The 25,686-nt window shown below is 41.5% G+C and carries 27 protein-coding genes, 1 tRNA gene and 1 other annotated feature; of the genes, 10 read left to right on the top strand and 18 right to left on the bottom strand.

Features of this window, described 5'->3' with window-relative positions; translation table 11 throughout:
• Positions 1–16: 16 nt before the first annotated feature.
• The 4 genes from GYA54_03405 to GYA54_03390 form a co-directional block, all read right to left on the bottom strand.
• Positions 17–403, bottom strand: a complete 387-nt coding sequence (locus GYA54_03405) for an NUDIX hydrolase (GenBank protein NMC51747.1) — start codon at positions 401–403, stop codon at positions 17–19.
• Positions 404–408: 5 nt separating this feature from the next.
• On the bottom strand, positions 409–831 hold the full coding sequence (dut, locus tag GYA54_03400; protein NMC51746.1) for a dUTP diphosphatase: 423 nt from the start codon (positions 829–831) through the stop codon (positions 409–411).
• Positions 832–906: 75 nt separating this feature from the next.
• Complete coding sequence (locus GYA54_03395; protein NMC51745.1) at positions 907–1,587, bottom strand: rRNA pseudouridine synthase; 681 nt, start codon at positions 1,585–1,587, stop codon at positions 907–909.
• Positions 1,588–1,750: 163 nt separating this feature from the next.
• Positions 1,751–2,353 (bottom strand): hypothetical protein, encoded by a 603-nt coding sequence (locus tag GYA54_03390; protein ID NMC51744.1) that lies wholly within the window; start codon positions 2,351–2,353, stop codon positions 1,751–1,753.
• 126 nt (positions 2,354–2,479) lie between these two features.
• Here GYA54_03390 and GYA54_03385 point away from each other — a divergent pair, with 126 nt between their 5' ends.
• The gene (locus tag GYA54_03385; GenBank protein NMC51743.1) at positions 2,480–4,540 is read left to right on the top strand and encodes a hypothetical protein; all 2,061 of its coding nucleotides are present in this window, start codon (positions 2,480–2,482) and stop codon (positions 4,538–4,540) included.
• 57 nt (positions 4,541–4,597) lie between these two features.
• Here GYA54_03385 and rplL read toward each other — a convergent pair whose 3' ends face one another.
• The 11 genes from rplL to GYA54_03330 form a co-directional block, all read right to left on the bottom strand.
• On the bottom strand, positions 4,598–5,011 hold the full coding sequence (gene rplL, locus GYA54_03380; GenBank protein ID NMC51742.1) for a 50S ribosomal protein L7/L12: 414 nt from the start codon (positions 5,009–5,011) through the stop codon (positions 4,598–4,600).
• Positions 5,012–5,099: 88 nt separating this feature from the next.
• Complete coding sequence (locus GYA54_03375; protein NMC51741.1) at positions 5,100–5,621, bottom strand: 50S ribosomal protein L10; 522 nt, start codon at positions 5,619–5,621, stop codon at positions 5,100–5,102.
• Positions 5,622–5,632: 11 nt separating this feature from the next.
• Positions 5,633–5,764 (bottom strand) — a sequence feature (ribosomal protein L10 leader region).
• A 189-nt stretch (positions 5,765–5,953) separates the two neighbouring features.
• A complete protein-coding gene (mltG, locus tag GYA54_03370; GenBank protein NMC51740.1) occupies positions 5,954–6,967 on the bottom strand; it encodes an endolytic transglycosylase MltG in 1,014 nt (337 codons plus the stop codon).
• Positions 6,968–6,973: 6 nt separating this feature from the next.
• Positions 6,974–8,047 carry a mannose-1-phosphate guanylyltransferase gene (locus tag GYA54_03365; GenBank protein ID NMC51739.1) on the bottom strand — a complete coding sequence of 358 codons (1,074 nt, stop codon included), beginning with the start codon at positions 8,045–8,047 and terminating at the stop codon, positions 6,974–6,976.
• 3 nt (positions 8,048–8,050) lie between these two features.
• Positions 8,051–9,637, bottom strand: a complete 1,587-nt coding sequence (locus GYA54_03360) for a 2,3-bisphosphoglycerate-independent phosphoglycerate mutase (GenBank protein NMC51738.1) — start codon at positions 9,635–9,637, stop codon at positions 8,051–8,053.
• 3 nt (positions 9,638–9,640) lie between these two features.
• Positions 9,641–10,969, bottom strand: coding sequence for a phosphopyruvate hydratase (gene eno / locus GYA54_03355; protein ID NMC51737.1), 1,329 nt, complete (start codon positions 10,967–10,969; stop codon positions 9,641–9,643).
• A 5-nt stretch (positions 10,970–10,974) separates the two neighbouring features.
• Positions 10,975–12,135 carry a phosphoglycerate kinase gene (locus GYA54_03350; protein ID NMC51736.1) on the bottom strand — a complete coding sequence of 387 codons (1,161 nt, stop codon included), beginning with the start codon at positions 12,133–12,135 and terminating at the stop codon, positions 10,975–10,977.
• A 27-nt stretch (positions 12,136–12,162) separates the two neighbouring features.
• Complete coding sequence (locus GYA54_03345) at positions 12,163–12,411, bottom strand: hypothetical protein (protein ID NMC51735.1); 249 nt, start codon at positions 12,409–12,411, stop codon at positions 12,163–12,165.
• A 96-nt stretch (positions 12,412–12,507) separates the two neighbouring features.
• Positions 12,508–14,430, bottom strand: coding sequence for a 2Fe-2S iron-sulfur cluster binding domain-containing protein (locus GYA54_03340; GenBank protein ID NMC51734.1), 1,923 nt, complete (start codon positions 14,428–14,430; stop codon positions 12,508–12,510).
• A 5-nt stretch (positions 14,431–14,435) separates the two neighbouring features.
• Positions 14,436–15,428 (bottom strand): hypothetical protein, encoded by a 993-nt coding sequence (locus GYA54_03335; protein NMC51733.1) that lies wholly within the window; start codon positions 15,426–15,428, stop codon positions 14,436–14,438.
• Positions 15,429–15,512: 84 nt separating this feature from the next.
• A complete protein-coding gene (locus GYA54_03330; GenBank protein NMC51732.1) occupies positions 15,513–15,719 on the bottom strand; it encodes a hypothetical protein in 207 nt (68 codons plus the stop codon).
• An 889-nt stretch (positions 15,720–16,608) separates the two neighbouring features.
• On the opposite strand from GYA54_03330, the gene GYA54_03325 reads away from it, so the two are divergent.
• The 3 genes from GYA54_03325 to GYA54_03315 all read left to right on the top strand — a co-directional run bounded on the left by GYA54_03325 (position 16,609) and on the right by GYA54_03315 (position 17,345).
• On the top strand, positions 16,609–16,878 hold the full coding sequence (locus GYA54_03325) for a hypothetical protein (protein ID NMC51731.1): 270 nt from the start codon (positions 16,609–16,611) through the stop codon (positions 16,876–16,878).
• Between the two features lie 170 nt (positions 16,879–17,048).
• A tRNA-Val gene (locus tag GYA54_03320) sits at positions 17,049–17,120 on the top strand.
• A 39-nt stretch (positions 17,121–17,159) separates the two neighbouring features.
• Positions 17,160–17,345, top strand: a complete 186-nt coding sequence (locus tag GYA54_03315) for a hypothetical protein (protein ID NMC51730.1) — start codon at positions 17,160–17,162, stop codon at positions 17,343–17,345.
• A gap of 83 nt (positions 17,346–17,428) precedes the next feature.
• Here GYA54_03315 and GYA54_03310 read toward each other — a convergent pair whose 3' ends face one another.
• Positions 17,429–17,962, bottom strand: coding sequence for a hypothetical protein (locus GYA54_03310; protein ID NMC51729.1), 534 nt, complete (start codon positions 17,960–17,962; stop codon positions 17,429–17,431).
• A gap of 141 nt (positions 17,963–18,103) precedes the next feature.
• Here GYA54_03310 and GYA54_03305 point away from each other — a divergent pair, with 141 nt between their 5' ends.
• From GYA54_03305 to rpmA, 6 genes are all read left to right on the top strand, one after another.
• On the top strand, positions 18,104–19,606 hold the full coding sequence (locus GYA54_03305) for a hypothetical protein (GenBank protein ID NMC51728.1): 1,503 nt from the start codon (positions 18,104–18,106) through the stop codon (positions 19,604–19,606).
• A gap of 3 nt (positions 19,607–19,609) precedes the next feature.
• A complete protein-coding gene (gene pilM, locus GYA54_03300) occupies positions 19,610–20,725 on the top strand; it encodes a type IV pilus assembly protein PilM (protein ID NMC51727.1) in 1,116 nt (371 codons plus the stop codon).
• Positions 20,718–21,221 (top strand): hypothetical protein, encoded by a 504-nt coding sequence (locus tag GYA54_03295; protein NMC51726.1) that lies wholly within the window; start codon positions 20,718–20,720, stop codon positions 21,219–21,221. Before pilM ends, GYA54_03295 begins: the two co-directional genes overlap by 8 nt.
• A gap of 9 nt (positions 21,222–21,230) precedes the next feature.
• Positions 21,231–21,818: a type 4a pilus biogenesis protein PilO gene (gene pilO / locus GYA54_03290; GenBank protein NMC51725.1), complete on the top strand. Its 588-nt coding sequence runs from the start codon at positions 21,231–21,233 to the stop codon at positions 21,816–21,818.
• A gap of 6 nt (positions 21,819–21,824) precedes the next feature.
• Positions 21,825–22,100, top strand: a complete 276-nt coding sequence (locus GYA54_03285; GenBank protein ID NMC51724.1) for a hypothetical protein — start codon at positions 21,825–21,827, stop codon at positions 22,098–22,100.
• A gap of 67 nt (positions 22,101–22,167) precedes the next feature.
• Positions 22,168–22,440, top strand: a complete 273-nt coding sequence (gene rpmA / locus GYA54_03280) for a 50S ribosomal protein L27 (GenBank protein ID NMC51723.1) — start codon at positions 22,168–22,170, stop codon at positions 22,438–22,440.
• Positions 22,441–22,497: 57 nt separating this feature from the next.
• Here the strand turns inward: rpmA and GYA54_03275 are convergent, their stop codons facing one another.
• Entirely contained in the window at positions 22,498–25,062 is a 2,565-nt protein-coding gene (locus GYA54_03275; GenBank protein ID NMC51722.1) for a type IV secretion system DNA-binding domain-containing protein, read from the bottom strand.
• Between the two features lie 6 nt (positions 25,063–25,068).
• On the bottom strand, positions 25,069–25,608 hold the full coding sequence (locus GYA54_03270) for a hypothetical protein (GenBank protein NMC51721.1): 540 nt from the start codon (positions 25,606–25,608) through the stop codon (positions 25,069–25,071).
• Positions 25,609–25,686 lie beyond the last annotated feature (78 nt).

The raw sequence follows: 25,686 nt of genomic DNA, 5'->3' as shown, positions 1-25,686 counted from the left end.
AACAATTTTAAATTTTTTAATCTAAAATATATTTCTCAAAAAACTTTTTAGTGGCTGGCCAAAGATCTAATTGTCTCATTTCTTCTAAACTAAAATAGCCAGCCGTTGATAACTCTTCTTCATTTATTTTTAATTCATAGTCGTCAATATGGCATTCATACCAAGCCGTGGTTTGATTCTGAATATCACCCGGTGTTTCGGTAATGAATTTGACTGATAAGAGCTCTAAGCCAAGCTCTTCTCGCAATTCTCTTCTCAGACACTCAAAATCATTTTCCCCTACTTCTACTTTTCCAGCCGGGGGATAATAATAGCGACTAAATTGACCAAAATCTCTTTTGGAAGAGACCAAAAGATATTTGTTTCCTGAATTTTTAATAATAGCGGCGATGACGCGTTTCATAACTTTTATCTGCCTGTTGACCCAAATCTCCCCTCACCTCTCTCCGAATCCGACAATTCATCGGTTTCTTCCAAATCGGCAATAACCACGGGAAAAATAACCAATTGGGCGAGCTTGTCACCGGCTTTAATTTGATAAGTTTCTTGACCAAGATTGATTAGCTGAACATTGTATTCACCCCTGTATCCGGCGTCAAAAACCCCACCCATGGTGTGTAAGCCGGCTTTCTTTGGTAAACCGCTTTTATCCTTAACAATGGCAGCGTAGCCGGTTTCAAATTCCAAAGCAAAACCCAAATCAAAAACATGCCGCTCGCCAGGTTTTAAATCATAATCTTCTAAAGAAAATAAATCTAGGCCAACATCGCCGGGGTGAGCGTAGTGTGGGATAACGGCTTCTGTTTTTAATTTTTTAATTCTTAATTTCATAAATATTTATTTTATCCTGAGCGGAGCGAGGGATCCCGTCGCAAACGCCCCTCACCACGGGACCTTTCACCTTGTTCAAGGTAAAACTTCTTTTAATTCTTTGTATTTTCCCTCCTTCAATTCCCCCAGTTTTATCTTGCCAATTCTCACCCTAACTAAATCTACAACTTTATAACCGCCCGCTTCAACCATGCGACGGATCTGACGTTTCCAGCCTTGGTGAATGGTAATTGATAACTTGGTCGGGCTAACTTGCTTCATAGAATCAACTTTGGCCAGCCCTTCTTCCAATTTAACACCTTGTTTTAGTTTTAACAACAACTCTGGAGTAATTGGTTTGTTCAGAGTAACCAAATATTCTTTGGGGTGCTCAAACTTGGGATGAGTTAATTTGTAAGTCAAATCTCCATCATTGGTGAGGATAATCAAGCCCCGACTGTCTCTGTCCAGGCGGCCGACTGGCCAGACTCTTGGAAATGGGGGCACCAGATCAATAACTTTTTTCTCGGCGTGGATATCTTTTACTGTACAAGTATAGCCAATGGGCTTATTGACTAGATAATAAACTTTCTTCTCGGCTGGTTTGATCAATTGGCCATTAGCTTCTATCTTGTCTTTTTGGGGATCAATTTTTAGGCCCAAAACGGCCAAGCGGCCATTAACCCTAACCTCTCCCCTACGAATCAGCTCCTCGGCCTGACGCCGAGAGCACAAACCGGAATTGGAAATAAATTGGGTAAGATTTATCTTTTCCATATTAGAGAATAAAAGCGCTATGTTGCCTTAGCGCTTTGTTAGTAAGATAAACTGAAAAGATTGGGGAATTGAGTGAACAGAGATGAAACCACGCAGATATTGAATATTCAATATTTAATATCTTGATATTTTATTCGCCAAAAATATTTTAAATAATCAGGCATTATTTTCTCCGATCAACGACGATAATCTTCTTGTTTTCCATTATCTCGAAGAGAAATTTATCAGTCATAGAATTGCGGTAATCAAACTCGCGCTGGCTCATAATGGAATAACGCAAGGGGTATTCAAAATTCCTTTCCATGCTGCTCATGAGGCGTTTGATTTTGTTTTTATCCACATTGCCCATAATGAGAATGTCAGTCCTGGCATGAGGATTGCCGACAAAAATGCCGCTAAGGACCAAGAGTCGAATCCCCTTTTCCAATTTAATTTTATCGAGCAGGGCTTTGTCGGCCAAGACGCGGGCGTGCATAATCAGATTCAAAAGCTCCTGATAAAGAAGATGATCTTTGTTGACCTGATAATATTTTCTCTTTTCTTGGGTCTCTTTGGCCAATTCGTCCTCGGGCAAATCAAGCGTCTCCAGTGGCACTGATTTTATGATTTCCATATTTTCCAGATTGATAATTTCACGGCGGATAGAATTTATGTTCTCGCGAAGATCACGGCTGATGCCCCTGATATAAAAACAGCTATCGGGATTGTCAAAAAACAGATTTAAAAGCTTGACTCTAGTTTTCGAACCAAATAGATTTTCCAACATAAAAGGCAATAAAATTGGCTTAAAAAAGAATTAAGAATATGATAACATTATAATATATTATAGGTTTGTTGTAAAATCAAAAAATTGCTATACTAAATATAAATAAATACTCCTAAAAAATAAAATATGAACTACCAAACCAAGGCGGACAAGCTGACTATAAAAAATCCCAAGGGTGGCGGCTGTTCGCACGTCTATATCGCGCCCACAGACCTCTCTCTTGGTAGTGGGCTTGGACAACTTTTTATTATTGCTGAAATAAAATCCAAAGAGAAAAAAGTTCCCGCGATATTAAACCAAATTGTCCAGGAGTTGAGTGAATATTATTATCACTCCCCGACTAAAAATTCCGAGGCGGCGCTAGAAACAACTTGCCAATATTTTAATGAGAACATAATGGAGATCAGCCAAAAAAATTGGCAATGGCTGAAAGAGAGAATAAATATGCTCATGGCTACGATCCAAGAAAATAGGTTGGCCTTGAGTAGTTATAACAATATGAGAGCCTGGCTGGTCCGTGATGGAAAAATACACGACATCTCTGGCTCAGAGAGTGAAAACAAAAAAGCAGTTACTCCAAAAAAAATAATGAGCCAGATTATTTCCGGCCAACTAGAAAAAGATGACATTGTGATGTTTTCCAACGCTACAATCTTTGATTATTTTGCTGAAGATAAAATCAAAAAAACCATAACAACCCTAGCACCGACGCAGGCCTGTGCCTTTCTAAAAAATACACTGGTGGATTACAAGGTGGCGGCTGATTTTAGCACAATAGTGGCCAAAATAATCAGCCCGAATAAAAACGATAGGGAAACAGCCGAGGCGGCGCCAGTAAATATACTACAAGGATTTGACTCGCCAGGTACCCTACAGCAAAGAGAGAGGGGTTCTTTGGCTCAAACAGTACAGAAAATTGCCTTGGAAATAAAATCAGCCGTCAATAGCGCCTGGCAATATGTGATAAAAAAAATAAAAGATCTATCAGCTCAAAAATTCAAGAGCAAAGAAGCCCCGGAAAAAGATAAGGAGGAAACCCACACGGCAAATCTCGGTTTTGGCAAAGACCGTTTTGCCACACAAGGCAATTGGCTCAAAAAATTTGGCGCCAAAGAATATCGTTTGGTTATTTTTATCATTATAATCGCCCTGGCTTTTGTTGGCAGCCTAAAAATAATCAGCAATAAAAGAGCTGAGAGCGCGGAAAATAAAAAAATAGAGCTAGCAGCAAACGAAATCAAAGATAAAATAAATTCAATAGAGGCCGCCCTGATCTATAAAGATGAAAATAAGGCTCAAGAATTATTCCAAGAGGTGCAAGGAATTTTGGCAGAGCTTGGCAAAGATGATAGTGAGGGCGCCAAAGCGGCTTACAATGAGCTGTCGGGGCAAATAGAAGCTGCCAAAAATAAAATTTATCGCTTGGAAAAAATAAATAAGGACGCCCCCTTTACCCAAATACCGGAAAACGTGACGGTTGGCAGCAACGCGGTAATAATTGAGGGCAATCTCTATTTTGCCGGTGGCGAGGGTGTTTATAAAATAAATACCAAAGATGGTTCTATTTCACAAACTACCAGTGTAGCAGCCGGTTTGGGCAAAGCAACTGTTTTTGATAATAGACAGCTGGTATTGTATGGTGATGGCGCAGAGATGTTTTTCCTGGACAAAGGGCAAGGCGCGCCACAGAAAAAAATATTGCCCGCGCCGGCAAACGACAAGGTCGTGTCCACAAATATTTATAATAAAAAACTTTATATTCTTGGAGAAAAAAATATCTATAGCGCAAACTATAATAATAATAACTATGAAACACCGGCGGCGTGGCTGAAGCAAGAGGTATCAGTGTCTGGGAATACAGCGATAATGGTTGATGGCAATGTTTGGATCAGCTCCGCCAATGGCGAGGTGAGTAAGCTTTTCAAGGGCAAAAAAGAAAACTTCAACTTAGCTGGTCTCTACGAGCCGCTGAGCAGCCAGACTACCATTTATACCAACGATGCGTTGAACTTGCTCTACCTCGTGGATAAAGAAAAAAACAGGATAACCATAGCAGACAAACAAGGCAAGGTGCGAAGACAAATACTGGGAGACAATCTGGACAAAATAATTTCTGCCATCCCCAGCGCCAATGAAAAAGAACTCTATATTTTGACAGAAAAGTTTGTTTATAAGCTGGGACTATAAACACAAAATAACAAAAAACACCCCGAATACAAGAGGGGTGTTTTTTATTGGTGTGGATTATTTCAGAGTCACCTTGGCACCGGCTTCTTCTAGTTTCTTTTTGATCTCTTCAGCTTCCTCTTTCTTGGCGCCAGCCTTGACTACGACTGGACCAGCCTCGGTCATATCCTTGGCTTCTTTCAGGCCCTTGCCAGTGACTTCGCGGAGAACCTTGATGACGCCGATTTTGTTTTCACCGGCGGCAGTCAGCTCTACATCAAATTCGCTTTTTTCTTCGGCAGGAGCACCAGCCGCACCAGCCGCAGCTGGCATAGCACCCATCATCATGGGGGCGGCAGCCGAGACGCCGAATTTGTCTTCGAGGATTTTCACCAATTCGGATAGATCCAAGACAGACATTTTTTCAATGGTCTCCACTATTGATTTGAATTTCTCGGGAACCTCAACAGCGGTTTTTTGTTCATCAGACATATATTGCCTTTCTTTAACGCAATCGGGATAAATACCTGTTTGCGTATTTAATGATTAATTTATAAAAATATTTTCTAAATATAATTATTTATTTCTTTTCCTGGACAGCCTTCAAAACATTCACCAGTCCTCTCAAGTTGCCGGCGAGGGTATTCACAAAGCCAGAAATTGGGGCCTTGATGGTGCCGACAGTCTGTGCGATCAGCTGATCGCGGCTGGGTAACTTGGCTAATGATTTTACTTTTTCAGCACTGATCCACTTATTCTCCAAAATACCACCAACCATCTTCATTGTTTCATTGTCCTTCGCAAAAGCGTCTAGGGACTTGGCTGGAGACACCTCGTCTTGGCCAGAAATAGCAATAGAGATATTACCCTTAAGGCTATCAATCTCGTTACCCGGATACTGCAATTCATCAAAGGCTTTTTTGAGTAAAGTTTTCTTGACTACTGAATATTCTATACCTTCCTGATAAAGCTTGGCACGAAAAGCCCGGTCAGATTGAACCTTGAGGCCAGAAAAAGCGGCCAGAGCTACGCCTTTGGCGTTTTTCAAATTGGCGACCAAATTATTCAAAACTGTTTCTTTTTGCTGTCTTGATTTGGGCATATTTTATTATTTATTTAATTAAAAAACTGTGGTTTTGCCACAGAGTAAAATATAGACCGAAATCGGCTAGATATTTACCTCGGCAGGACTTAGGGGCCTAATAGGCCGGTGCCTGCTGTCTATGGCAAAATTGATTGTTAAAAATACTATAGCAAAAGCTGAAAAACTTGTCAAATAAAAAAGAGCCCCTAAGCGGTTCTTTTTGATAACAGAACGGCTTGGGGGCAGCCCGTTAAAACGCTCCTTGCGGAGAAAGCGGCGATTGGCCGCTTACTGCTTAAGGGGACATGAATATAAAATACTATAATGCCTTTCTGCCGTCAAGCGGATAATTAGTCGGATAAATATTTGGCTTTGTTGGCCTTGTGCTCCTCAAAATCTTTGGCATAGTGGACGTTGCCATTTTTGTCTGTAAGAAAAAACCAATATTCTGATTCCTCGGGATAAATAGCGGCTTTGATAGCCGAAAGCCCGGGATTGCAAATCGGCCCGGGTGGCAGGCTGGGATAGAGATAGGTATTGTAAGGAGAATCAATTTTTAGATCTACTCCGGAAACAGCGGGCGTATTTTTGCCAGTTATATAGTTGACTGTGGAGTCAGCTTGCAGGGGCATGCCAGATTCCAACCTTTTCCAAAATATACCAGCGACAATGGGGCGATCATTCTCGGTAGCAACTTCCCTTTCAATGATCGAGGCCATGGTGATAACCTCAAAAACGCTTCTTTCTTGATTTTTTATCTCGGTGCGTAATTCTTCACTCAATTTTTTGTCAAAATTATTGAGTAATTTTCTAATAACATCTTCCAGGGTGGCATAATTAAAAAAACGATAGGTATCTGGGAAGAGAAAACCCTCTAGGCTAGCCGCTGGTGGTTTGTCTGACAAAAAACCATAAGTGGAAAGAAAGTCTTGGTTGATATTTTTCACTGCCAAAATAAGATCACCACTTTTAAATTTGCCGAGAGAGGAAAGAGTCTCGTCAATATCTTTAATAGTGTAGCCCTCAATCACCTTTAGCTCCCAATCATTGACTGCCTCACCAGTAGTCAAAATATCGACTAACCTTTTGATGTTGATGATGGAAGGTAAAGAATATTCCCCGGCCAGAAAACCGCCCTCAATGTCTTTGAGATAAGCATAGGTCTCAAAAACAAAAGAATTGTCTATAACACCCTGTTTTTTTAGATTGTAGCTGATCTGATTGACCCCATCCCCCGGCTGGATAACAAAAACAGAGGTTGATTCAGCTTTGGTGGGATTTAATATTTCAAAAATAAACCAGCCACTCAAAAATAAACCAGCGATGATAACGAAAATAATAAAATAAAAAATGATTTTTTTCATAAAAATTTAAAGATATTTTTTGTAGCCGTCGCGGCTCAGGGCCTCGACCAGTTCGGTCACTTCTTTTACTTTATCCTTGGGGACAACGATAACAGCATCTTTGGTATTGACAACCACCATACCATGGAGACCAACGGTGGCAACAAGCTTGCCTTTTTCTAGGTTGTACACTAGGGAATCCTCGGTGTTAAGATTGAAAACAGCCCCGGAAATAACATTGTCGGTGGTCTTTTTTTGCAGGGCTTCTTTGAGCGCATAAAGAGTGCCGGGGTCGCTCCAGCCCATATCGGTTTTCAGCACGATGGCGTCACGCAAATCTGTTTTTTCTATCAAACAATTATCAAAAGAAATCTTGGGCGCCTGGCTGTAAAATTCAAAGACCTGCCTAACGTTCTTGGCGGAGAGGGTTTTTTGAACTGGGGAATAAATCTTAGGAGCCAATTTCTGATATTCTGACAAGATAAAATCTACTGAACTGATAAAATAGCCGGGATTCCAATAATAATCGCTGGAGCGGAAAAATTGGTCACAGGTTTTTTGGTCAGGCCGATATTGCCAGCCCAAAAAACTAAAATAATTGACCCCGGAAAGCTGACCCATTTTTTTGCCGGCCCTTAACCAGCCAAGATTGTTATTGGCAAAGCGCGGCTTCTCGGCCAGAAAGACAAAACGATTGGGTTGTTCTAAAATAAGTTTTTCCCCTATTTTTAAATTTTTTATAAACTCGTTTGGGTTTTTTACCAAATGATCAGCCCAGACAATGGCGACTGGTCCATTTTGTCCCAACTGCCGGAGCCGAGACATAGCGAGACAAACCGCTGGACCGACATTTCTCCTGTCAGGCTCGATAAAAATATTTTTGGCTGGCAATTCGGGTATCTGCGCGGCAACGGCCGAGCGGAAATTCGAGACAGTTTGAATAAAAATATTTTGCCACGAAAAAGTCGGCCGTAGGCGCTCCACTGCCAGACGCAGGGTCGATTTACCACCCCAGATAGCATCGAATTGTTTTGGAGAATTGGCCCGAGAAAGAGGCCAGAGGCGCGTACCAATCCCGCCAGCGAAGATAACGATATTCATAAATCAAGAAACTACTAAATTTTTGCCAGTCATATCACCTGGCTTGTCTTGCTTTAATAAGAAAAGAATAGTCGGAGCGACATCTGATAGGGCGCCGCCGGGCCTTAATTTTTTGATAAAACTGATTCTCTTCTTGGGCCCGACAATACAAAACGGCACTGGATTGACAGAATGTTTGGTATCAACCTTGCCGGTTTTGATATCAATCATTTCTTCGGCGTTACCATGGTCAGCCACCAAAAACAACAGACCGTTGTTTTTATAAACCAGAGTCTCTGTTATTTTTTTAACACATTTGTCCATAAATTCAATGCCCTTGATAGTGGCGCTCAGATTGCCGGTGTGGCCAAGCATATCGGGATTGGCAAAATTTATACCAAAAAAATCATAAATCTTTTTCTCCACACTTTTTATAACTACACTGGTAATTTCGCCGACAGACATCTCTGGTGTCTGGTCATAAGAATCCACGGCTGGAGAATTAATCAATATCCTATTCTCGCCGCCGACTGGAGAGGCATAACCGCCGTTAAAAAAATATGTCATATGCCCATATTTGTCAGTTTCGGCGATATAGAGCTGGCGCAGATGCCTTAAGGTCATCGGTAGTGTATTTTTGACATCGGGTGAAGGAAAGGCGGTCAAGATACCAGGCAAATCAGGCCCAAAGTCCGTCATGGCAATAAAAATAAGATTTTTAATAACCTTTTTGCGCTTAAAAGAGCCAAGATTATCATCATTAAATTTTTTTTGGGCAAATGCCTTTGTCAGCTGGCGCGCGCGGTCCGAGCGAGCATTAAAAAATATTACCGAATCATTGTCGTCTATCCTTGGCAGCGGTCTGCCTTTTTGGGTGATAATAGTTGGGCTGATAAATTCGTCTGATTCTCCCCGGGAATAAGCCTCTTCAATGGCACGAAGTGGCCCTTCACACTGGCGAGCTCCACCATCAATCAGGCAGTTGTAGGCCAACTCTGTCCTCTTCCATTCCTTTTTTCTGTCCATACCATAAAAACGACCCATTATGGTGGCTACTAATTCTTTACTAGAATCTAATTTGGCCAAAATATTTTTCAGTAAATTGTAGCTTTCATATTTATCAGCGTCGCGGCCGTCAGTAAAAAGATGAAAATAAACTTTTTTAACCCCCTGCTCACGAGTCAGTCGAATAAGCGCATCTAGGTGATCGGGGTAGGCATGGGCGGAATTCTTGCCGGTCAAGAGACCCATAATGTGCAGGTTGGATCTATTTTTTTTTGTGTGTTTGATAGCTTCAAGAAAAGCGGCGTTTTTGAAAAAAGTACCATCTTCGATAGAATGAGAAATAGAAACTAAGTCCTGCCAGACAACTCGACCGGCTCCCAAATTCAAGTGTCCAGCTTCAGAATTGCCAGTGGCGCCGGGGAATAAACCGACCGACTCGCCGGCAGCGCGCAATTCTGTGTAGGGATAACTGGAAAATATTTTATTCAAAAAAGGCGTATTCGCCAGCCGGACAGCGTTGCCTGCGCCAGAGGGCGCCAAGCCATAACCATCAAGGATAACGAGGGCGGCTGGAAAATATTGGTTTTTGATAATTTTTGAAGCCATAAACTAGGTTAGTTCTTCTTCAATCTTTAATAAACGGTTGTATTTGGTAACACGCTCGCCTCGCGAAGGAGCGCCCGCCTTTATAAATTCGGCGCCGAGGGCCACAGATAAATCAGCTATAAAATCATCAAATGTCTCTCCGGAACGATGAGAAACTACCAGCTGATAATCGTTGTTTTGGGCCAAACGAGCAAACTTAATTGTTTCAGTTAGGGTGCCGATTTGATTGGGTTTGACGATCACGGCATTGGCCACGCCTAGCTTTATCCCCTCCCCAAGACGCCCAGTATTGGTAGTAAATAAATCATCACCAACAATGATCGGGCGAAGATTTTTTTCATGTAATTTGATAAATTTTTTGTCATCAAGGCGGTAGTTATGTATGGTGAGCTTTAATCCCGAGAATTCCTTGGTCATTTTTTGCCAAGCGTGCCAGTCGTCTTCGGCCAATGGGTCCTCAATTAAAATAAATGGGTATTTTTTAAACCACTCATGGTAAAGATAAATAAGCTGGTCGGATTCTAGAAATGACTCATCCAAACTAAAGTTATAAAGACGTTCTTTGGGCAGGTAAAAACTCGAGGCGCCGGCATCCATGCCCAAAACTACTTCTTTACCAGCTTTGTAGCCGGCCTGATCAATACTCTCCATAATATATTCAACCGCCTTGACCGAAGAATCAATGTTTGGAGCATAACCACCCTCGTTGCCCACATCTATATCTAGCCCGTAATTTTTCAAAACGGCCGCCATAGCATGAAAAATTTCCGAACCGCTGCGCAAGCGCTCTTTGAAGCTGGTATTCATTATGGGGATAATATGAAACTCCTGAAAGTCTAAATTGGTATCGGCATGTTTGCCACCATTAAAGACATTAAACAGTGGGATGGGCAAGCTAGGCCGATTTTTAAGATTGAAAACATGGCGCAAATATTGATAAAGAGGAATATTTTTGAAAGTGGCGGCGGTTCTGGCTATGGAGAGGGAGACTCCAAGCATGGCATTAGCACCCAGATTTTCTTTATTGGCACTGCCGTCCATATCAATCATTTTCTGATCAATCTTCTCTTGGTCGAGCACGTCAAAGCCAGTCAGAAATTTATTGATTTTTTCGTTGACATTTTTGACAGCTCGGAGGACACCTTTGCCACCGTAACGCTTTTTGTCACCATCGCGCAATTCCACTGCCTCGTGAATGCCAGTCGAAGCGCCAGATGGTACAGAGGCAACGCGAGTAAGGCCATTTTCCAAAGTAACAGATACTTCAATGGTGGGATCGCCACGGGAATCCAAAATTTCCCGAGCTAATATTTTCTTAATTTGAGAATCCATAATATTTAATTTAAACCGGGTAATTTTTTGCCGGCCAAAAAATCGAGCATGGCGCCGCCGCCGACTGAAATAAAAATATGCTGTGGTAATTTTTTATTTTTGAAAATCTCTCCAGTTTCGCCGCCACCAATCAGAGATTTGGCGTTCGATTTTAAAACACCCTCGGTAATCAGCCTGGTGCCTGAGGCAAATCGCGGATCTTCAAATTTGCCCATAGGCCCATTCCAGATAATCATTTTGGATTGGCGAATAATATCTTGATAAAGTTTGGTGGTCTTCGGACCAATGTCTAAAATCATTTCATCAGACAAAACAGCGTGTGGCTCTCTCGTGATTGCCTTTTTACCATTGGCGACTTTAATATCTAGCGGCAGGATCAATTTTGTTTGGGAATGAGCAATTTTTTCCAGAATAGTGTTGGCATCTTTGATATATTCTTCGTCAATAAGAGAAGTGCCGACTTCATAGCCAAGCCCTTTGAAAAAATCATTAGCCACAGCGCCGCCGATCAGAATATGCTCAGCCTTATCAATAAATTGTTTGATTACTGGCAATTTGGTCTCAATCTTGGCCCCGCCAATAATCAAAGTTAGAGGATGAGTTGGTTTTTTAAGAGTAATGGATAATTTTTCAATCTCCTCGTCCAAGTGTAAGCCGGAATAGACCGGCAGATATTCCCTGATGGCGGAGACGGAGGAGGCCGCACGATGGCTGACAGCGAAAGCTTCATTAATATAAATATCGGCTAAGCCGGCCAATGACTTGGCAAAACGACGGCAATTTAGTTCTTCGCGATCAGAGAAACGCAGATTCTCCAGCATGGCGAGCTGGCCAGTTTTTAGCTGTCTAACTTTTTTCTTGGCCGCTTCGCCAACATAACGCTCGATGGGAATAAAAGTAATTTTTTGCTTTAACAGTTTTTCTAGGTGTTTTTGCACTGGCACCAAACTTAGTTCTGGTGAAAATTTACCCTGCGGTCGCCCAAGGTGGCCAATTAAAATAACTTTTGCGCTTTTTTTGAGTAAAAATTTAATTGTCGGCAAACATGCTCTTAGCCGGCTGTCGTCAATTATTTTCCCATTCTTAAGGGGCACATCAAAATCACAACGCACCAAAATACGCTTGCCCTGAATATTTTTGAGAGCAGAAAAATTTTTTAATTTCATAACAGGTTAATTATAAAACAGCTAATTTTATTTTTGCCCGTTGTCTTTGGTCAGACGGTTGGTCATTTTGCCGAGCTGCATAGAGATCACTACGACGATAATGGTAATAAAAACGGCATAGGCAAACATAGCAATTAAATTGGACTGCTTGCCAAAGATGGCCTCAAACAATTTTTGAATCGCTTCATTCCAAGCCAAAGCCGCTACCAGACCAAAACCAGCTGAAGCGAGCGCGGAAATCTGTTTGAGAACTTCCAATTTTAAATTTTTGTCCATAAAACAAACGATTTATTTGATAATCATTTACTTATTTATTTTAGCATAAAAGACCTATTTAAAAAAACCCGCTAGAAAGCGGGCTTTATGGCCAGACTAACTTTTGGCTACTTGGTAACCGGAACGAGGATTAATTTCATAACGGCAATGCAGGAGTTCTTCAATTAATTTTTCATCGCCCTGAAAATAACTACAATAAGTTTTGAGTAAAAGCTCATTGGTGTGAGCAGAGTGAACTGGCAATTGGCGGTCGACTTCATAAAGAGCGGCGGCTCTTTTTTTCCTGATGGCGGCGGAAACTGGTACTGGCTGGCCGCCTCCGCCAATACAGCCGCCGGGGCAGGCCATGATTTCAATGTAATCGTATTTGGCTTTTTTGTCGCGGATAGATTCTAAAATACGGCGAGCATTACCTAGGCCATTGACCACGGCGACTTTTAATTTCGTGCCAGCCAGATTTACGGCTGCTTCTTTGATGCCCTGATCACCGCGGACATCTTTAAATTCAATCCTTTTTGAATTTAGCGGGGTTTTGAGATTGCGGCACTGGCCCTTGGTCCCAAGAATTATTTCTTGTAGTTCGCGACCAGATTTTTTCAGACTTAGAAAATATTCGGCAGTGCGTAGAGCTGACTCCATGACGCCACCAGAAGCGCCATAAATAACACCAGCGCCCGAGGAAACACCCAAGGGATTGTCCATGGGCCGAGATGGAAGACTTGGAAAATCAATTTTTTTGCGCTTTAAAAGATAGGCGTATTCGCGCGTAGTCAGAATATAGTCAACAGCGGGCAGGCCATTTGGCAGTCGGTGGCGCAAAAGACCGATTTCCTGCTTTTTGGCTGTGCAGGGCATAATAGAAACGACGATAATGTCCTCGGGTTTTACTTTCTTTATTTTGGCCCAATGGGTTTTGGCCAAAACGCCGGAAATTATTTCGGGGGAACGAGTGCTGGTCAAATGAGAAACAAATTCAGGAAAATAAAATTCACAGAATTTCACCCAGCCGGGACAACAAGAAGTAATCATGGGGCGAGGTTTGCCTTTTCCCAACCAATGGAGTAATTCGCGTGCTTCTTCGTAAGTGGTAAAATCAGCGCCAACGGTCACGTCAAAGGCGGCATCAAAACCTAGTTTTTTCAGGCTGGCAGACAACTGACCGGTGACTACTTGGCCATAAGGTAGACCAAATTCCTCTCCAATACTAACACGGATGGAAGGGGCAATTTGGCCAACAATTAATTTACCATGCTTTTTTTTATTTTTTAATAATTCCTCCACTTTTGGCCAATGAGGCACGCCCTGAATAGCTCCGACAGGGCAGTGGACAATACATTGACCGCAATAAACACAATCTTTGGATTCATCATCAGTCGGTTTGGTTTGCGTCTGGTATCCCTTGCCAACAGTTTCATAAAAATCAACTGTCTGCTTGTCACGGCAGACTTCGGTGCAGATACCGCAATCAATACATTTGGTACTATCAAATTCGACAAAGCCGGAACTTTGCGTTTCGAGCTGATTTTGCCGAAAAGTTTTTTCTTTTTTTCCTTTAAAATTTTTATCAATAAGCTGGCGCCTTTTTTTGATCTCGGATGAGGAAAAAGCACCGAGCTGCCAGATAGGACTTGATGATTTTCTGTCATGAAAGCGCGTCAGGCTCAAACCGAAGCGAGCCGCATATCTTTTCAAGGCGCAATTGTGCTCCTGAATACAGCTGCCACATTTTTCTATGTGCTCGGCATAGATCATCTCTAGGTTGGTCTGCCTAGCTTTGGCGACTTCTTCGCTATTAGTATTAATAACCATGCCATTCTCAGCTGGGGTAGAGCACGAAGTGGCTAGTCCCCTACCTTTAATTTCCACCAAACAAACTCGACATTTGCCCTGAATAGACAAATCTGGATGTTTGCAGAGAGCGGGGATAAAAATATTATTATCCAAACAGACATCTAGGATGGTCTGGCCCGGTCGGAATGAGTAATTTTTATTATTGATAAGTATAGAGTTGGCTGGCATGGAGATTAATTACTTTTTAATCTTTTGATGTTGTTTAGATAACTAGCAATTGCCGTGGGCGCAAATTTACCAAGGGAGCAAATGGTGGTTTTTTGCATGGAATTGATAATGTCCCAAAATAATTGGCTGCCGACTTCATCTTTTTGGAATAACTCATAAAGCCGATAAGTCCCTTCCCGGCAAGGCACGCACTTGCCGCAGGATTCGCGCATGAAAAATGACAGCCAGTAGTCAAACAATTTTTTCTCATCGGTATCCAGGCGGTGGATGATCAGGCCAGAATAATGCTGAATGGGGATATCAAGTTGGTTATCACGTAGACAAGCTCCAGCCATAGCACCTCCGAGCTGAACAAAAAACGGAAATCTGGGATAATGGCCACTTTTTAAAAGTGCTTCTTTGACAGTGAATTTTTCGGGGAAAGAATAAACGTTTCTCGGAAATTCATCGCCGCTGATACAAAAAAATCTTTCATGTTGGTACAAACCTTCATTTATCAAAGAAACGTCATAAAAAGTTTCACAATTATTCACTAGTGTGGGCCGACCGAAAAGACCAGCGGCGGTGACATAGGGAGGACGCAGACGCGCTTCTTCACGAGCACCCTCCATCAAGTTTAGGGCGGCGGTTTCTTCGCCGCCAATATAATCAGCGGCTGGCTTGGCGAAAAGTTCGATATTATTGGCGCCGATGAATAGCATCAATTTTTTGCGGAACTTTTGATAATATTTGGGATTGAGATAAATAAAACCCTTTTTGGCTCCAAGAGCTTTCATGGCGAGAAGAATGCCATCAATCAGGCGCTCTGGATAGCGGTCTAAAATAAATTCATCTTTAAAAATGCCAGGCTCAGATTCAGAACAGTTGGCCACAATATATTTTTCTCTGCCTGGCGCATTCAAAACCGCCAGCCATTTTTGATAGGAAGGAAAAGTACCACAACCGCGACCAAGTAATCCAGCTGATTCAATTTTTTTTATGAGTGGAGGGACTTTCATATAAATTGATTATAACATTTTATAAATAAAATAAAAAAGGAGCTGGTTATAAAAACCGGCTCCTCGAAAATTGATCTCCCCTTTTTAGAAAAGCCCCCTCCGGTGGCCTCGATGGTCACGACGAAGCGGATTGATAGCAAATGGCAAGCTGGTTGGGTCGCCCAGCTCTGACCCAACATGATCTGCAGAGGTTGATACTGTGTCAGCTCTTTTTTCTTCGACAATCTTTTCCTGCCCGAGTGCGCCTAGTCTAGAAGTATTGCCAAGTTCGGATAAATCATTTGTGCCCATTTTTTTTCCTTTTTTGTTTTTGAACCGCTAACCGTGAGGCTTCTTCCCGTCGAGCGAGTGAATAATCATTTTTGGCTCGCTTGCGCTGGCGTTTTTTGCCTCTTGGGTTGCCACGATGCTCGCTTCTACTGCGCTTGGTCCTACGATACGAAATCTTGCACATCCATACCTCCGGTTTAAATAATCCAATTTGATAAAAGCTCATTCGGTTGGCGGATCGCAATCATCATAGCCGCGATAAAAATGATATGGCATAAGCTTCACCTCCCTCCAGTTTATTTTTTGATTTTTAAATTTTAAATCCCCGGCTTTGTGACCGGGGATTGTGATTTTTGTATTAATTCGAACGTAATTATCCCCGGAAATAAGCCATGTCAAAATAGACCTTCTTAATGATGGCCAAATTCCAGCTGATATGGTTGGATAATTTTGTATTCATATGTGCTTGTTATTGTAGAATAACTTTTCGCGAAAGTCAACTTTGGCTAACTGTGGATAAAAATATAATAATTTTAATTTTTAATTCAAAATTTAAAAACATTGCTTATTTTAGCTAAAAAAATATTTGCTTGACCAATTATAAAAATTTAGTATAATAAAACTACAATCTATGAATAAGATAGCAAAACAAATCAACATCCTCATGAGCACCAATATCTTTGGTTTGATTATTGCTATTATTTTGTTGATCGGACTGGCCTGATTTTTGGGTTAGAGAAGCTTTAATTATAACCTAAAATCGGGCAATAAAAAGGTCCGATTTTTTGTTTCGTCAACCACGAACAGCTATAAAAATTAAAAACAAAAATCCATAACTGGGCCGAGAAAAAGCTTTATATTAAGGTATTGGCCCAAAAACAAAAATTAACAAAAAAACAAAGGAGGCCTTATGTGGTCTGACCTAACCGCTCTTAGTGCTTTAAAATTAAGACTCAACGAGCTGCGCCTTAGTTATCTTCGAGTGCTAGGAAATCATCGTCGTGGGCAACAACCACAAGCGGCTAAGGAGCTCAGGAGAGAGCTTGCCAATGTGGAAAAATATGTCGCCATTCTAGCCCAAGAGGCAAGACCGGCTCAAATGTCATTTTTATTGTTGCCAGTTATAAGACCAGGGAAACAAGATGGCGAAGAAAATGGTGAATATTGCCTTTTTGTCTAGAGCTATCCTCAAAAATCAGGAGTCCACCCTAAAAAATGACCAGGGTATAAAAACCCCGCCAGAAGCAATGCCATACTAAAAACTACAAAATGATTTCCTTTTGGACTAGGTTCTATGCTCAGTCTGGGTTCTTTCTTTTTTAGTTTTACCCCTATCCACCAACAACTACCAGAGCTGTGGCTGAGCGGCTAGGCACCTGACAAACATTCAGGATCACGCAGGTTCAAATCCTGTCGGCTCTACTAAAATAAAACCCCAAATAAAAACGAGAGAGGCTTATTATGAGTACTGCAAATGAAATCGCAAAAGTAGCCACGACTGCAAGTAACCTCGCGCTCATGCTTTGTATTGCCGCTATTACTGCGCCCAAAAAAATATTGCCCAAAAATGAGGGCGGAGAAAACGGCGCCGAAGAGCTGAAAAAAAAATATCCACATCTCGCGCAAGCAGATGAGTGGATTCTTTAAACCCCAAGACTGTTTTGGGAACCAAAAACCGCTAGAAAAACTGGGTCAAAATGTCTATCTGGCGGTTTTATTTTTTATATCAATTATATGACGGCCAGGGCTTTGACAATGGCCCGGCCAAAAGCTGAGGCAGACGAAGGGCCGTCGGCAGTAATAATTTGTCCATCAATAGCCACGGCTTCGCCAGTATATATCGCGCCAAATTGCTCTAATTCTCTAGCTGTTGAATTGACGCCTTCATCAGTCCAGACAGTGGCTTTTTTGCCATCAAGAATACCGGCGTGGGCAAAAATAAGTGGGGCAATACAAATAGCTCCTAAAATTTTATTTTTCGCCATTGCTCGGCTCACTAAATCTAGAGCAACGGGATCGGTTTTATAAATCTCGGCGCCTGGTCCGCCAATAAATACCAGCGCTGTGCAGTCATCTAGGTTGAGATCGGAAAGGGCCAAATCAACACTGATATTACTGCCAAACTTGCCTATGGCCTGATCAATCTTGACACTGGCGACAACAATATCGTGATGCGCATGCTCCAACTCTTCTCTGGTGAGGCGATACTCGTCATCTTGAAAGCCGCTCGGCGCAACAACTAAAATAATTTTTTGTGCGGCCATAATAATATTTTTATAATATTAATTTATATAAATATTATAACACAAAGAAAAATATGATATAATAATAACAAACAGCGGACAATTAATAAAAATAATGTGGCCACTGCGAATTGTTAATTGTTTATTGCTAATCATCTCCCCATGCAAAAAAATAATCTCATAAAAAACCAGAGGGGCGGCATGTTGATAATGGCCTTGGTTTTTACTACCCTTTTCACAGTAGTGGCGATCGGTATTGCGGGCATTATTTCTTCGCAACACAAACTTGGGTTAAAAAAAATAAATTGGCAAAAAGCCTTGGCGGCGGCGGAGGCTGGGGTAAATTATTATAGATGGCATTTGATACACGCGCCGAGCGATTATCAGGACGGGACAGGAGAAGAGGGCCCATATATACATGATTATAAAGATAATCTTGGCAATGTTGTGGGAAAATATGAATTGAATATAACGGCACCGGAAGTTGATTGTTCCAACGCTGTAACAATAGAGTCGACGGGCTATATGGACAATGATCCAGATGTGAAGAGAAAAATAAGAGTGAAATATGGCAAGCAGTCCTTGTCAACCTATGCTTTTCTGACCAACTCCAATGCCTGGTTTGGAGAAAATGAAACATTGCATGGGCCAGTACACTCTAACGGCGGGATAAGGATGGACGGACAAAATGATAACACAACTTCTTCGCGAAAGGAAACCTATATCTGCGGTAGTGAACATGGTTGTACTCAATCAAACTGTAATACCCTTGCGCCAGACTGCAGTTGGGTAAATCCGGATGGCTGTACGTGCAGTGGAGTCTGGGGAGAGGGTGGTGATAAAAATTTATGGCAATATCCTGGTGATAATGTAGATTTTAATGCCATGACCATCGATCTTAGGAATCTAATGACCCTATCACAAACAGTGAGTTGCGCGCCAAAGGCAGACTGCTATTGGCCCCAAAGAGGTTTGGGCTATCATTTTGTATTCAAAGATAATGGCACTTTTGATGTTTATAGGGTGACAAAAGTAGAAAATCCTGTTTGGGGTTATGATGGAAATGGCTGGATACGTGATACTGATGATTTTGAGAGAGAAGAGTTTGAGGGAAACTACGCGATACCAAATAATTGTGGTATAATTTTTGTAGAAGACGATGTTTGGGTGAATGGGGTGATAAAGGGTAGAACAACTTTGGCCTCGGCCAAATTCCCAGAGTCTGGCAAAACAACAAAAATAAGAATTAATGGAAATTTGACTTACGTCTCTAGGGACAATACTAATACCCTTGGACTGGTTTCCCAGTCAGATATTATAATTCCTCTTTATGCTGCTCCCGATGTTTTGGAAATAGATGCGGCTATGCTCGCCCAAAAGGGACGGATATACAGAAAGCACTACTGTTATGGCAATGGCTGTGCCCGCCCCGTACCAGCCAACGCCAGAAATTATATATCGAGAAATAATATAACAATCTACGGCTCAATTATAACAAACAATATCTGGACTTGGTCATGGGTTGACGCTGGTGGCAATACCGTCTCCGGCTACCGCAATACTGAAACTATTTATGACCCAAATTTAAATTATAATCCGCCGCCCAGCTTTCCCACAACCGGAGAATATAGATTTTTGAAGTGGGAAGAGGTGACAGAAAAATAAAATATGCGCCTTATTGGTTCACCAAAAAAAATATTTGGCCTAGACATCTCTGATTTGTCTATAAAAGCAATAGAAATAGGGATAAGGGCTGGGAAAAAATATATAAGGGCGATGGGCTCAGCCGCTGTGCCTTTGGGCTATATAGAAGATGGGGAGATAAAAAATGAAGAGGGAGTGGCAGAAATAATAAAAAAAATTCTGGAAAAATCAGAAAAAAAATTTACCAGCAAGTATGCTGTTTTGTCGTTGCCCGAGACCAAAACTTTTATAAAAGTCATAGAGATCCCTGAAAAAAATCAGCCCGTGAAAGAAACTATCAGGGAGGAGCTGCCGAGGCATATGCCCATATCGTCTGAAGATGTGCAAATGGACTGGCAAGGTAATAATGAAGACCAAAAAAATAAAAAATTTTTAGTAGGTGTGGTGCCACAATCGGTAGCCGAAGAATACACTAATGTTTGCAAAATGGCCGGAGTGGGTGTTGCTGCTTTGGAAATAGAGGCCCAAGCAATAGCTAGGAGTGTTTTGGCCGAGGAAAACAAGACAAAAGATATCAATTGGCTATCAAAGCTAATAAACAAAAAAGATAGCCCCAAAAACAAAAATCGTGATTATCCCCCAAAAATAATTGTTGATTTCGGTGCGACAAGAACCAGCCTGATTTTGGTTGATGAGGGCTTTATCCAGTTTACCAACAACCTCAACAAAATATCGGGCAAAAATATTACTGACAAAATATCAAGAGAGTTGTCGCTGAGCGAAGACGAGGCTGAAAAGGCAAAGATAATTTGTGGCACAAACCCCAAGAGGTGCAAGGGGGCGGTATTAAAGATTATAAACAACAACATCGATGAATTGATAAATGAAATAATAAATGCTGATAATTTTTATCAAACCCATTTTGGTAAAGATACCAGCAGTCTGGAGATTGTTTTGTGCGGAGGCGGAGCCAATATGTTTAATCTTGACGGAATACTTGAAGATAGGCTTGGTCGGAAAGTGGAATATGGTGACCCATTGAAAAATATAGAAACAAAACCAGAAAAAAGGGAAGGGTTATTATCATATACAACGGCTATTGGGCTGGCCCTTAGAAACTACTTAGAAAAAAATGATTAGACTAAACCTGCTTAGCGAAAAAGAAAAAGAACAAATAAAAAAAGACATGCTGGCTGCCGAGGTGGCCAACAGCGTCCTGGCAATATTTGTGGTGGTAGTGTTGATAGCTATAGTTTTTTTCTTTGGCCAAAAATATCTGAATTATCGAATAGAAAATATGGCCAAATACGCTCCGACAACCGATGAGAATGCGGTAGATGAGATAAATAAAAAAATGGGGCAAATAATAGAATTACAAAAAGATTATTTGAAGTGGTCTGTCTTATTGAAAGATGTGATAGCACTAGTGCCAGAAAATATAAAAATAAACTCTCTGGAACTAAGTAAAGAAAATAAAAAAATAATGCTATATGGCCTGGCAGAGAGTAGGGCGGATTATTTAAAACTTGAGGATAATTTGAGAAATTCTGCATTGGTGGCGGACATCAAGTCACCGGTGTCAAACTTGTTGCGGCGCAACAATATAGATTTCTCGATAGAGGCAACGATGAAATAAATCGGATTTATGCATAAAAAATATTATCTTATAATCGGTACTTTGATCTTCATCGGCTTGATGCTGATATTTTTTGTTATTGCTCCAGCGGCTAACCAAATAAAAAAAGACAAGCTTCTGATTAGTGCCGAAAAAAACAATCTAAAAGATCTCCTGGCTCTCGGGCAAAACATCACCACAAACCAAAAAAATCTAAATTATGTAGAAAAAAACTTAGAAGCGCTCGGTGAACCCTTTTTAAAAAAGGGCGAAGAATTAAAATTTATTACTGACCTAGAAAGAATAGCTACCGAAAATGGGATAGAGCAGGAAATTCTTTTTAATAATGATAGCGGTGAAGCCCCTGGGGGAGCAAAAATAGTACCAGTGGAGATAAGGCTGAATGGCGGTCTCCATAACACAATGAATTATATAAATAGCTTGGAAAAAATCAATTATTATATAAATATAAATAGAATAAGAATAAATTCTTCTGGAACAGTAAACTACACGAAAAAAGCTGGCCAACAAACAGCAAAAGACGGGAAAGCAGAAGAAGTGATCGTAGAAGAACATATTTTGTCGGTAAATATTTCCGCTATCACCTATTGGAAATAAATATATATGGATAAAAAAAATACCCATAAAATAACAACGGCAATCATCTCCCGATTGGAGTGGACAACGACTTTTATTGTTATTATCGCAATCTTGGTCTGTATTTTTTTCTTGTATAACAACCTATACCAGTGTCTTGGTGATATCAATGTTTTATCAAGAATAAAAGGGCAAGTGGCAGTAAAAGTTGTGGATATGAAACTTTGGGAAAAAATAAAAAATGCCGATGAAGCAAAGAAACAAGCCCTAGAAATGACAGATATAAAGAATAATCCTTTTTAGGAAATTTGACAGGGACAGAATATTTGATATACTATTTCTTAATAAATAATAACCATTAAATACCTATATGGCACATCGAAAAGCAGGCGGCTCAACAAAATTGGGACGAGATTCCGTATCAAAGAGACTCGGCGTCAAAGCTACGGCTGGTGAGAAAGTAAAATCCGGCGATATTTTGGTCCGTCAAAGAGGGGCAAAAATACATCCGGGGCTCAACACCAGAAAGGGTGGCGATGACACAATATACGCGGTCAAAGAAGGTAAAGTAGAATTTATAACCAGAAAAGTAATGAAATTTAATGGCCAACTCAAGGCCACAAAATTTGCTAATGTAAAATAGTTATGAACAATAAAACTGCCCAGTAAAATGGGCAGTTTTTAATTTGTCTTTTGAATATTATAAACTGCTTTCTGACAGTTGTGGCCTGGCTTCGCGACTGGCTTCACCCAGACGAGAGTGCTCCATGATCTCGGAGGAAACAACCGAGCGTTCGCGGCCATATTTGAGGCGGGAGAGTTCTTTTATTTTGCCAGCTAGGGCTAAATCCCCTTCTGCTGGCGGATAACAGGCCATATTGAAAGCACGGGAAGCGGTATTGTCGATCAGAAGCCGGATATAGGCATTGTATTTTTCGATATTCATCACATCATACTCGCCAAAAACTGGGGCAAACTGCTTGGCCATAGTCTCAGCATCCTCGACGCCAACCCGGAAAGAGATAATGGTGCCGGCATTGCCAAAAACGGCATCGCGGATACGCGTGTCCTGATTATTGACCAACTGGCCAATATACTGATGTGCCATAATAAGGTTTAGTTTATATTTCCTGGCTTCAGCCAAAATAGTGGCAATAGAATCGGTCACATAATTTTGAAACTCATCAATATATAGGTAAAAATCTTTTCTCTCGCTTTCTGGCAGGTTGGCCCGAGAAAAGGCCGCCATCTGGAGCTTAGAAACAGCAATCAGGCCGAGCAAATTACTGTTGACTTCACCGACTTGACCTTTGGAGAGATTGATAATGAGAATCTTACTTTTATTCATGACATCCTTGAAATCAAAACCGGACTTGGGCTGGCCAATAATATTGCGGATCATCTCGTTTTCCACGAAACGACCGACTTTGGAGATTAAATAACCGAGCATCTCTGATTTGTGAAAATCAGAAGTCTTGGCCATTTCTTTTTCCCAAAAAGCTCTGACCATCGGGTCAGTCACAAACTGCAGTTTGTAGCGCTGGAAAGCTTCATCAGTAAAGATGCGCGGGATCTCGGCCATAGTACCGGGGTTTTCCTTGTCGGCCATGAGGGTGAACATGGCATTGCGCATATTGTGCTCGAACATCGGACCGATCATGGCCGGGTCAGTGACTAATTTATAGAAAATCTGGACCATCTCCTGCGTGACAAAATCCATTTCTTCGACAGTGTCGGCCTCGAGCATATTCAGACCAACTGGCCTTTCAATGTCAGCCGGGTTGAAATAAATAACGTCTTCAACTCGCTCTGGCGGCACAAACTCTAGAGCTTTCTCGGCCAGGCCGCCATGCGGGTCTATAACACAGACGCCCTTGCCGCTTTCAATATCCTGCTTGATCATATTTTCCATGAGCACTGATTTACCCACGCCAGTCATACCAATAATATAGACGTGGCGGCGACGATCAGCGTCTTTGATGCGGACGACTTTTTCCTCACCACGATAAATATTTTTACCAAGAATCAAACCATCCCTCGGCATTTCTACCGGCGGAGCAGCTTTGCGGCTGTGAAGCCAGTTGATGTTCGGCGTCTCACAGGTGGGCAGAGGAAAGTGAAAAATAGAAGCCAACTCTTCAGCATTGACAATCAATTTGTGTTTGGGCTCAAAGTTGCGATAAATAAAGTCCCTAACCAAATTGTCAATCTTGGTGTGTTTTTTGATAATAAATTTATTGCCGTATTCATAGACATTGAACTGGGAAAAAGAATTTAAAATGCTGTCCAAAAGAGAGGCGGCGGTTGCGTGATCAGTGGCTGAGGTGATTATGCGGATATTTATATCCAAACCTGCCTTGGATGCTTTTTCTTCAATGCCTTTGGCGGTCTCTTCTTCCATGGCGGAAAGCTTGTGGGGGGTAATATAGCCTTTAGCTTCCTGCTCTTTTTGTTTTTGTTCTTGAGTTTTGCCCGAGGTGCCTGCGACAGTAAATTCTTTTAAAATACCCCAGGTGGCAGCGCCAAAACGGCCAAGCCCAGAAACGGCACCGGCTGCACTAAGGGCTTGGTTTATGGTTTTCCCTTTTTGCATTTCCTTGACCACCGAGAGGCTCGATGACCGCCAACCCTTTGAAGCTGAACGAACTATTATCTGGATAGACGCGCCATCAAAATCACTGAGTTTGCTCAATGAGTTGGTGACGGCATCGAGCGGGTCAGAGTCCATCTTGCGGAAAGTTTTGAGAGGAAAAATATAAGAACGGCCGAACTGCAGGTGTGCTCCGGCGACGGTACCCTGGGGGCGAAAAATATTGTAGTCCTCGACCTCTTCAATCTGGGCGTGTGGATATTGGGCGTGAATCTGTTGTTCAATATAGCGGCGGAGGTAATTCGGAGTGGCCACAAAAAAGTTTATCTTGCCATCGAGGGCGACTATCTCAAAAGAAAGATGATCGTGTCGGCCAAAAAGAAAATTATTCAGGCCATGGCTGACGTGTAGCCCGCCGATGGAGGCAAACAACTCTTCAGCTTGAGATATTTTTTCAATTACCTGCTCGCGGGTGATGTCTTTTCTGGCATCTTCGATATTTATTTCTTTTGGCAGGCCAACCCGTAAAATTACCTTGGAAAAAGCGTGAGGCAAACTAACGCCGGCACGAAGAATTTTGCGGATCAAGAAAAGGCCCGACAGCAAAACTAAAACAACAATGCCGGGGACGAGGAGGACTTTTAATATAGTGGGGGCGATATTATCAAAGCCCATAATAAATTATTTTGGGGACTCTGAATTGTTAATTTTGGAGATTTTGTCGGTTTTTATCTTGGCCTCCTGTTCGAGAAAAAACTTATTAATGCCGGGGATAGACTGTAGCCATTTTTTGATAACGGTTAAAATTTTGACGGCGACTGATTTGCCGGTTTCCAAAATCCCCTCTATTTGCCTGGCGGCGCGCTCCCCTTCTTCCTTGAAAAGCTTTTGATGGGCGGAATCGAGATGGAAATAAATATCCTCCATGTCTTCTTCTAATATATTTTCTATTTTCTGAAGGGCAATAGATTTTTGAGTAGTAGCTACCGGGGTGGGCGCAGATTGGTTGGCCGCGGGAGCTAAGCCCGGCACGTCCCTTTCGACAGAGGCTGATCTTTCTGGTTGATAATCTTTCTTAGCTTCAAACGCTGGTTCAAGTTCCTGTTTTTGCACATTTGTAGATAAATCCAAACTATCAATCTCTGTCTTTGATTCTTTGTCTGAGGCTTCAGAATTTATTTTTTCTGGTTTGTTTTTAAAAATTTTATTTGCCAAAGCCATAAGCTGTTTATAAATTAAGCTCTTTAAATTAATTTTAGCATATTTAATTTATAAAAACTATACCAGTCTATCAATTTT

The sequence above is a fragment of the Candidatus Kuenenbacteria bacterium genome, from assembly GCA_012797775.1.
In the GTDB taxonomy this organism is placed as follows: domain Bacteria; phylum Patescibacteriota; class Patescibacteriia; order UBA2196; family GWA2-42-15; genus JAAZMX01.
The sequence above is the reverse complement of the archived record's forward strand: the minus strand, read 5'-3'. Positions and strand labels throughout refer to the sequence as shown.

Coding starts and splice junctions, on each gene's coding strand:
- GYA54_03325 (NMC51731.1), top strand. CDS start 16,609: ATGTGGTCTGACCTAACCGCTCTTAGTGCTTTAAAATTAAGACTCAAC.
- GYA54_03350 (NMC51736.1), bottom strand. CDS start 12,135: ATGAAATTAAAAAATTTTTCTGCTCTCAAAAATATTCAGGGCAAGCGT.
- mltG (NMC51740.1), bottom strand. CDS start 6,967: ATGAAAAAAATCATTTTTTATTTTATTATTTTCGTTATCATCGCTGGT.
- pilM (NMC51727.1), top strand. CDS start 19,610: ATGCGCCTTATTGGTTCACCAAAAAAAATATTTGGCCTAGACATCTCT.
- dut (NMC51746.1), bottom strand. CDS start 831: ATGAAATTAAGAATTAAAAAATTAAAAACAGAAGCCGTTATCCCACAC.
- GYA54_03360 (NMC51738.1), bottom strand. CDS start 9,637: ATGGCTTCAAAAATTATCAAAAACCAATATTTTCCAGCCGCCCTCGTT.
- GYA54_03315 (NMC51730.1), top strand. CDS start 17,160: ATGAGTACTGCAAATGAAATCGCAAAAGTAGCCACGACTGCAAGTAAC.
- GYA54_03335 (NMC51733.1), bottom strand. CDS start 15,428: ATGAAAGTCCCTCCACTCATAAAAAAAATTGAATCAGCTGGATTACTT.
- pilO (NMC51725.1), top strand. CDS start 21,231: ATGCATAAAAAATATTATCTTATAATCGGTACTTTGATCTTCATCGGC.
- GYA54_03285 (NMC51724.1), top strand. CDS start 21,825: ATGGATAAAAAAAATACCCATAAAATAACAACGGCAATCATCTCCCGA.
- GYA54_03270 (NMC51721.1), bottom strand. CDS start 25,608: ATGGCTTTGGCAAATAAAATTTTTAAAAACAAACCAGAAAAAATAAAT.
- GYA54_03330 (NMC51732.1), bottom strand. CDS start 15,719: ATGGGCACAAATGATTTATCCGAACTTGGCAATACTTCTAGACTAGGC.
- GYA54_03365 (NMC51739.1), bottom strand. CDS start 8,047: ATGAATATCGTTATCTTCGCTGGCGGGATTGGTACGCGCCTCTGGCCT.
- GYA54_03385 (NMC51743.1), top strand. CDS start 2,480: ATGAACTACCAAACCAAGGCGGACAAGCTGACTATAAAAAATCCCAAG.
- GYA54_03305 (NMC51728.1), top strand. CDS start 18,104: ATGCAAAAAAATAATCTCATAAAAAACCAGAGGGGCGGCATGTTGATA.
- eno (NMC51737.1), bottom strand. CDS start 10,969: ATGGATTCTCAAATTAAGAAAATATTAGCTCGGGAAATTTTGGATTCC.
- GYA54_03345 (NMC51735.1), bottom strand. CDS start 12,411: ATGGACAAAAATTTAAAATTGGAAGTTCTCAAACAGATTTCCGCGCTC.
- GYA54_03390 (NMC51744.1), bottom strand. CDS start 2,353: ATGTTGGAAAATCTATTTGGTTCGAAAACTAGAGTCAAGCTTTTAAAT.
- GYA54_03310 (NMC51729.1), bottom strand. CDS start 17,962: ATGGCCGCACAAAAAATTATTTTAGTTGTTGCGCCGAGCGGCTTTCAA.
- GYA54_03340 (NMC51734.1), bottom strand. CDS start 14,430: ATGCCAGCCAACTCTATACTTATCAATAATAAAAATTACTCATTCCGA.
- GYA54_03295 (NMC51726.1), top strand. CDS start 20,718: ATGATTAGACTAAACCTGCTTAGCGAAAAAGAAAAAGAACAAATAAAA.
- GYA54_03405 (NMC51747.1), bottom strand. CDS start 403: ATGAAACGCGTCATCGCCGCTATTATTAAAAATTCAGGAAACAAATAT.
- GYA54_03395 (NMC51745.1), bottom strand. CDS start 1,587: ATGGAAAAGATAAATCTTACCCAATTTATTTCCAATTCCGGTTTGTGC.
- GYA54_03275 (NMC51722.1), bottom strand. CDS start 25,062: ATGGGCTTTGATAATATCGCCCCCACTATATTAAAAGTCCTCCTCGTC.
- rplL (NMC51742.1), bottom strand. CDS start 5,011: ATGTCTGATGAACAAAAAACCGCTGTTGAGGTTCCCGAGAAATTCAAA.
- rpmA (NMC51723.1), top strand. CDS start 22,168: ATGGCACATCGAAAAGCAGGCGGCTCAACAAAATTGGGACGAGATTCC.
- GYA54_03375 (NMC51741.1), bottom strand. CDS start 5,621: ATGCCCAAATCAAGACAGCAAAAAGAAACAGTTTTGAATAATTTGGTC.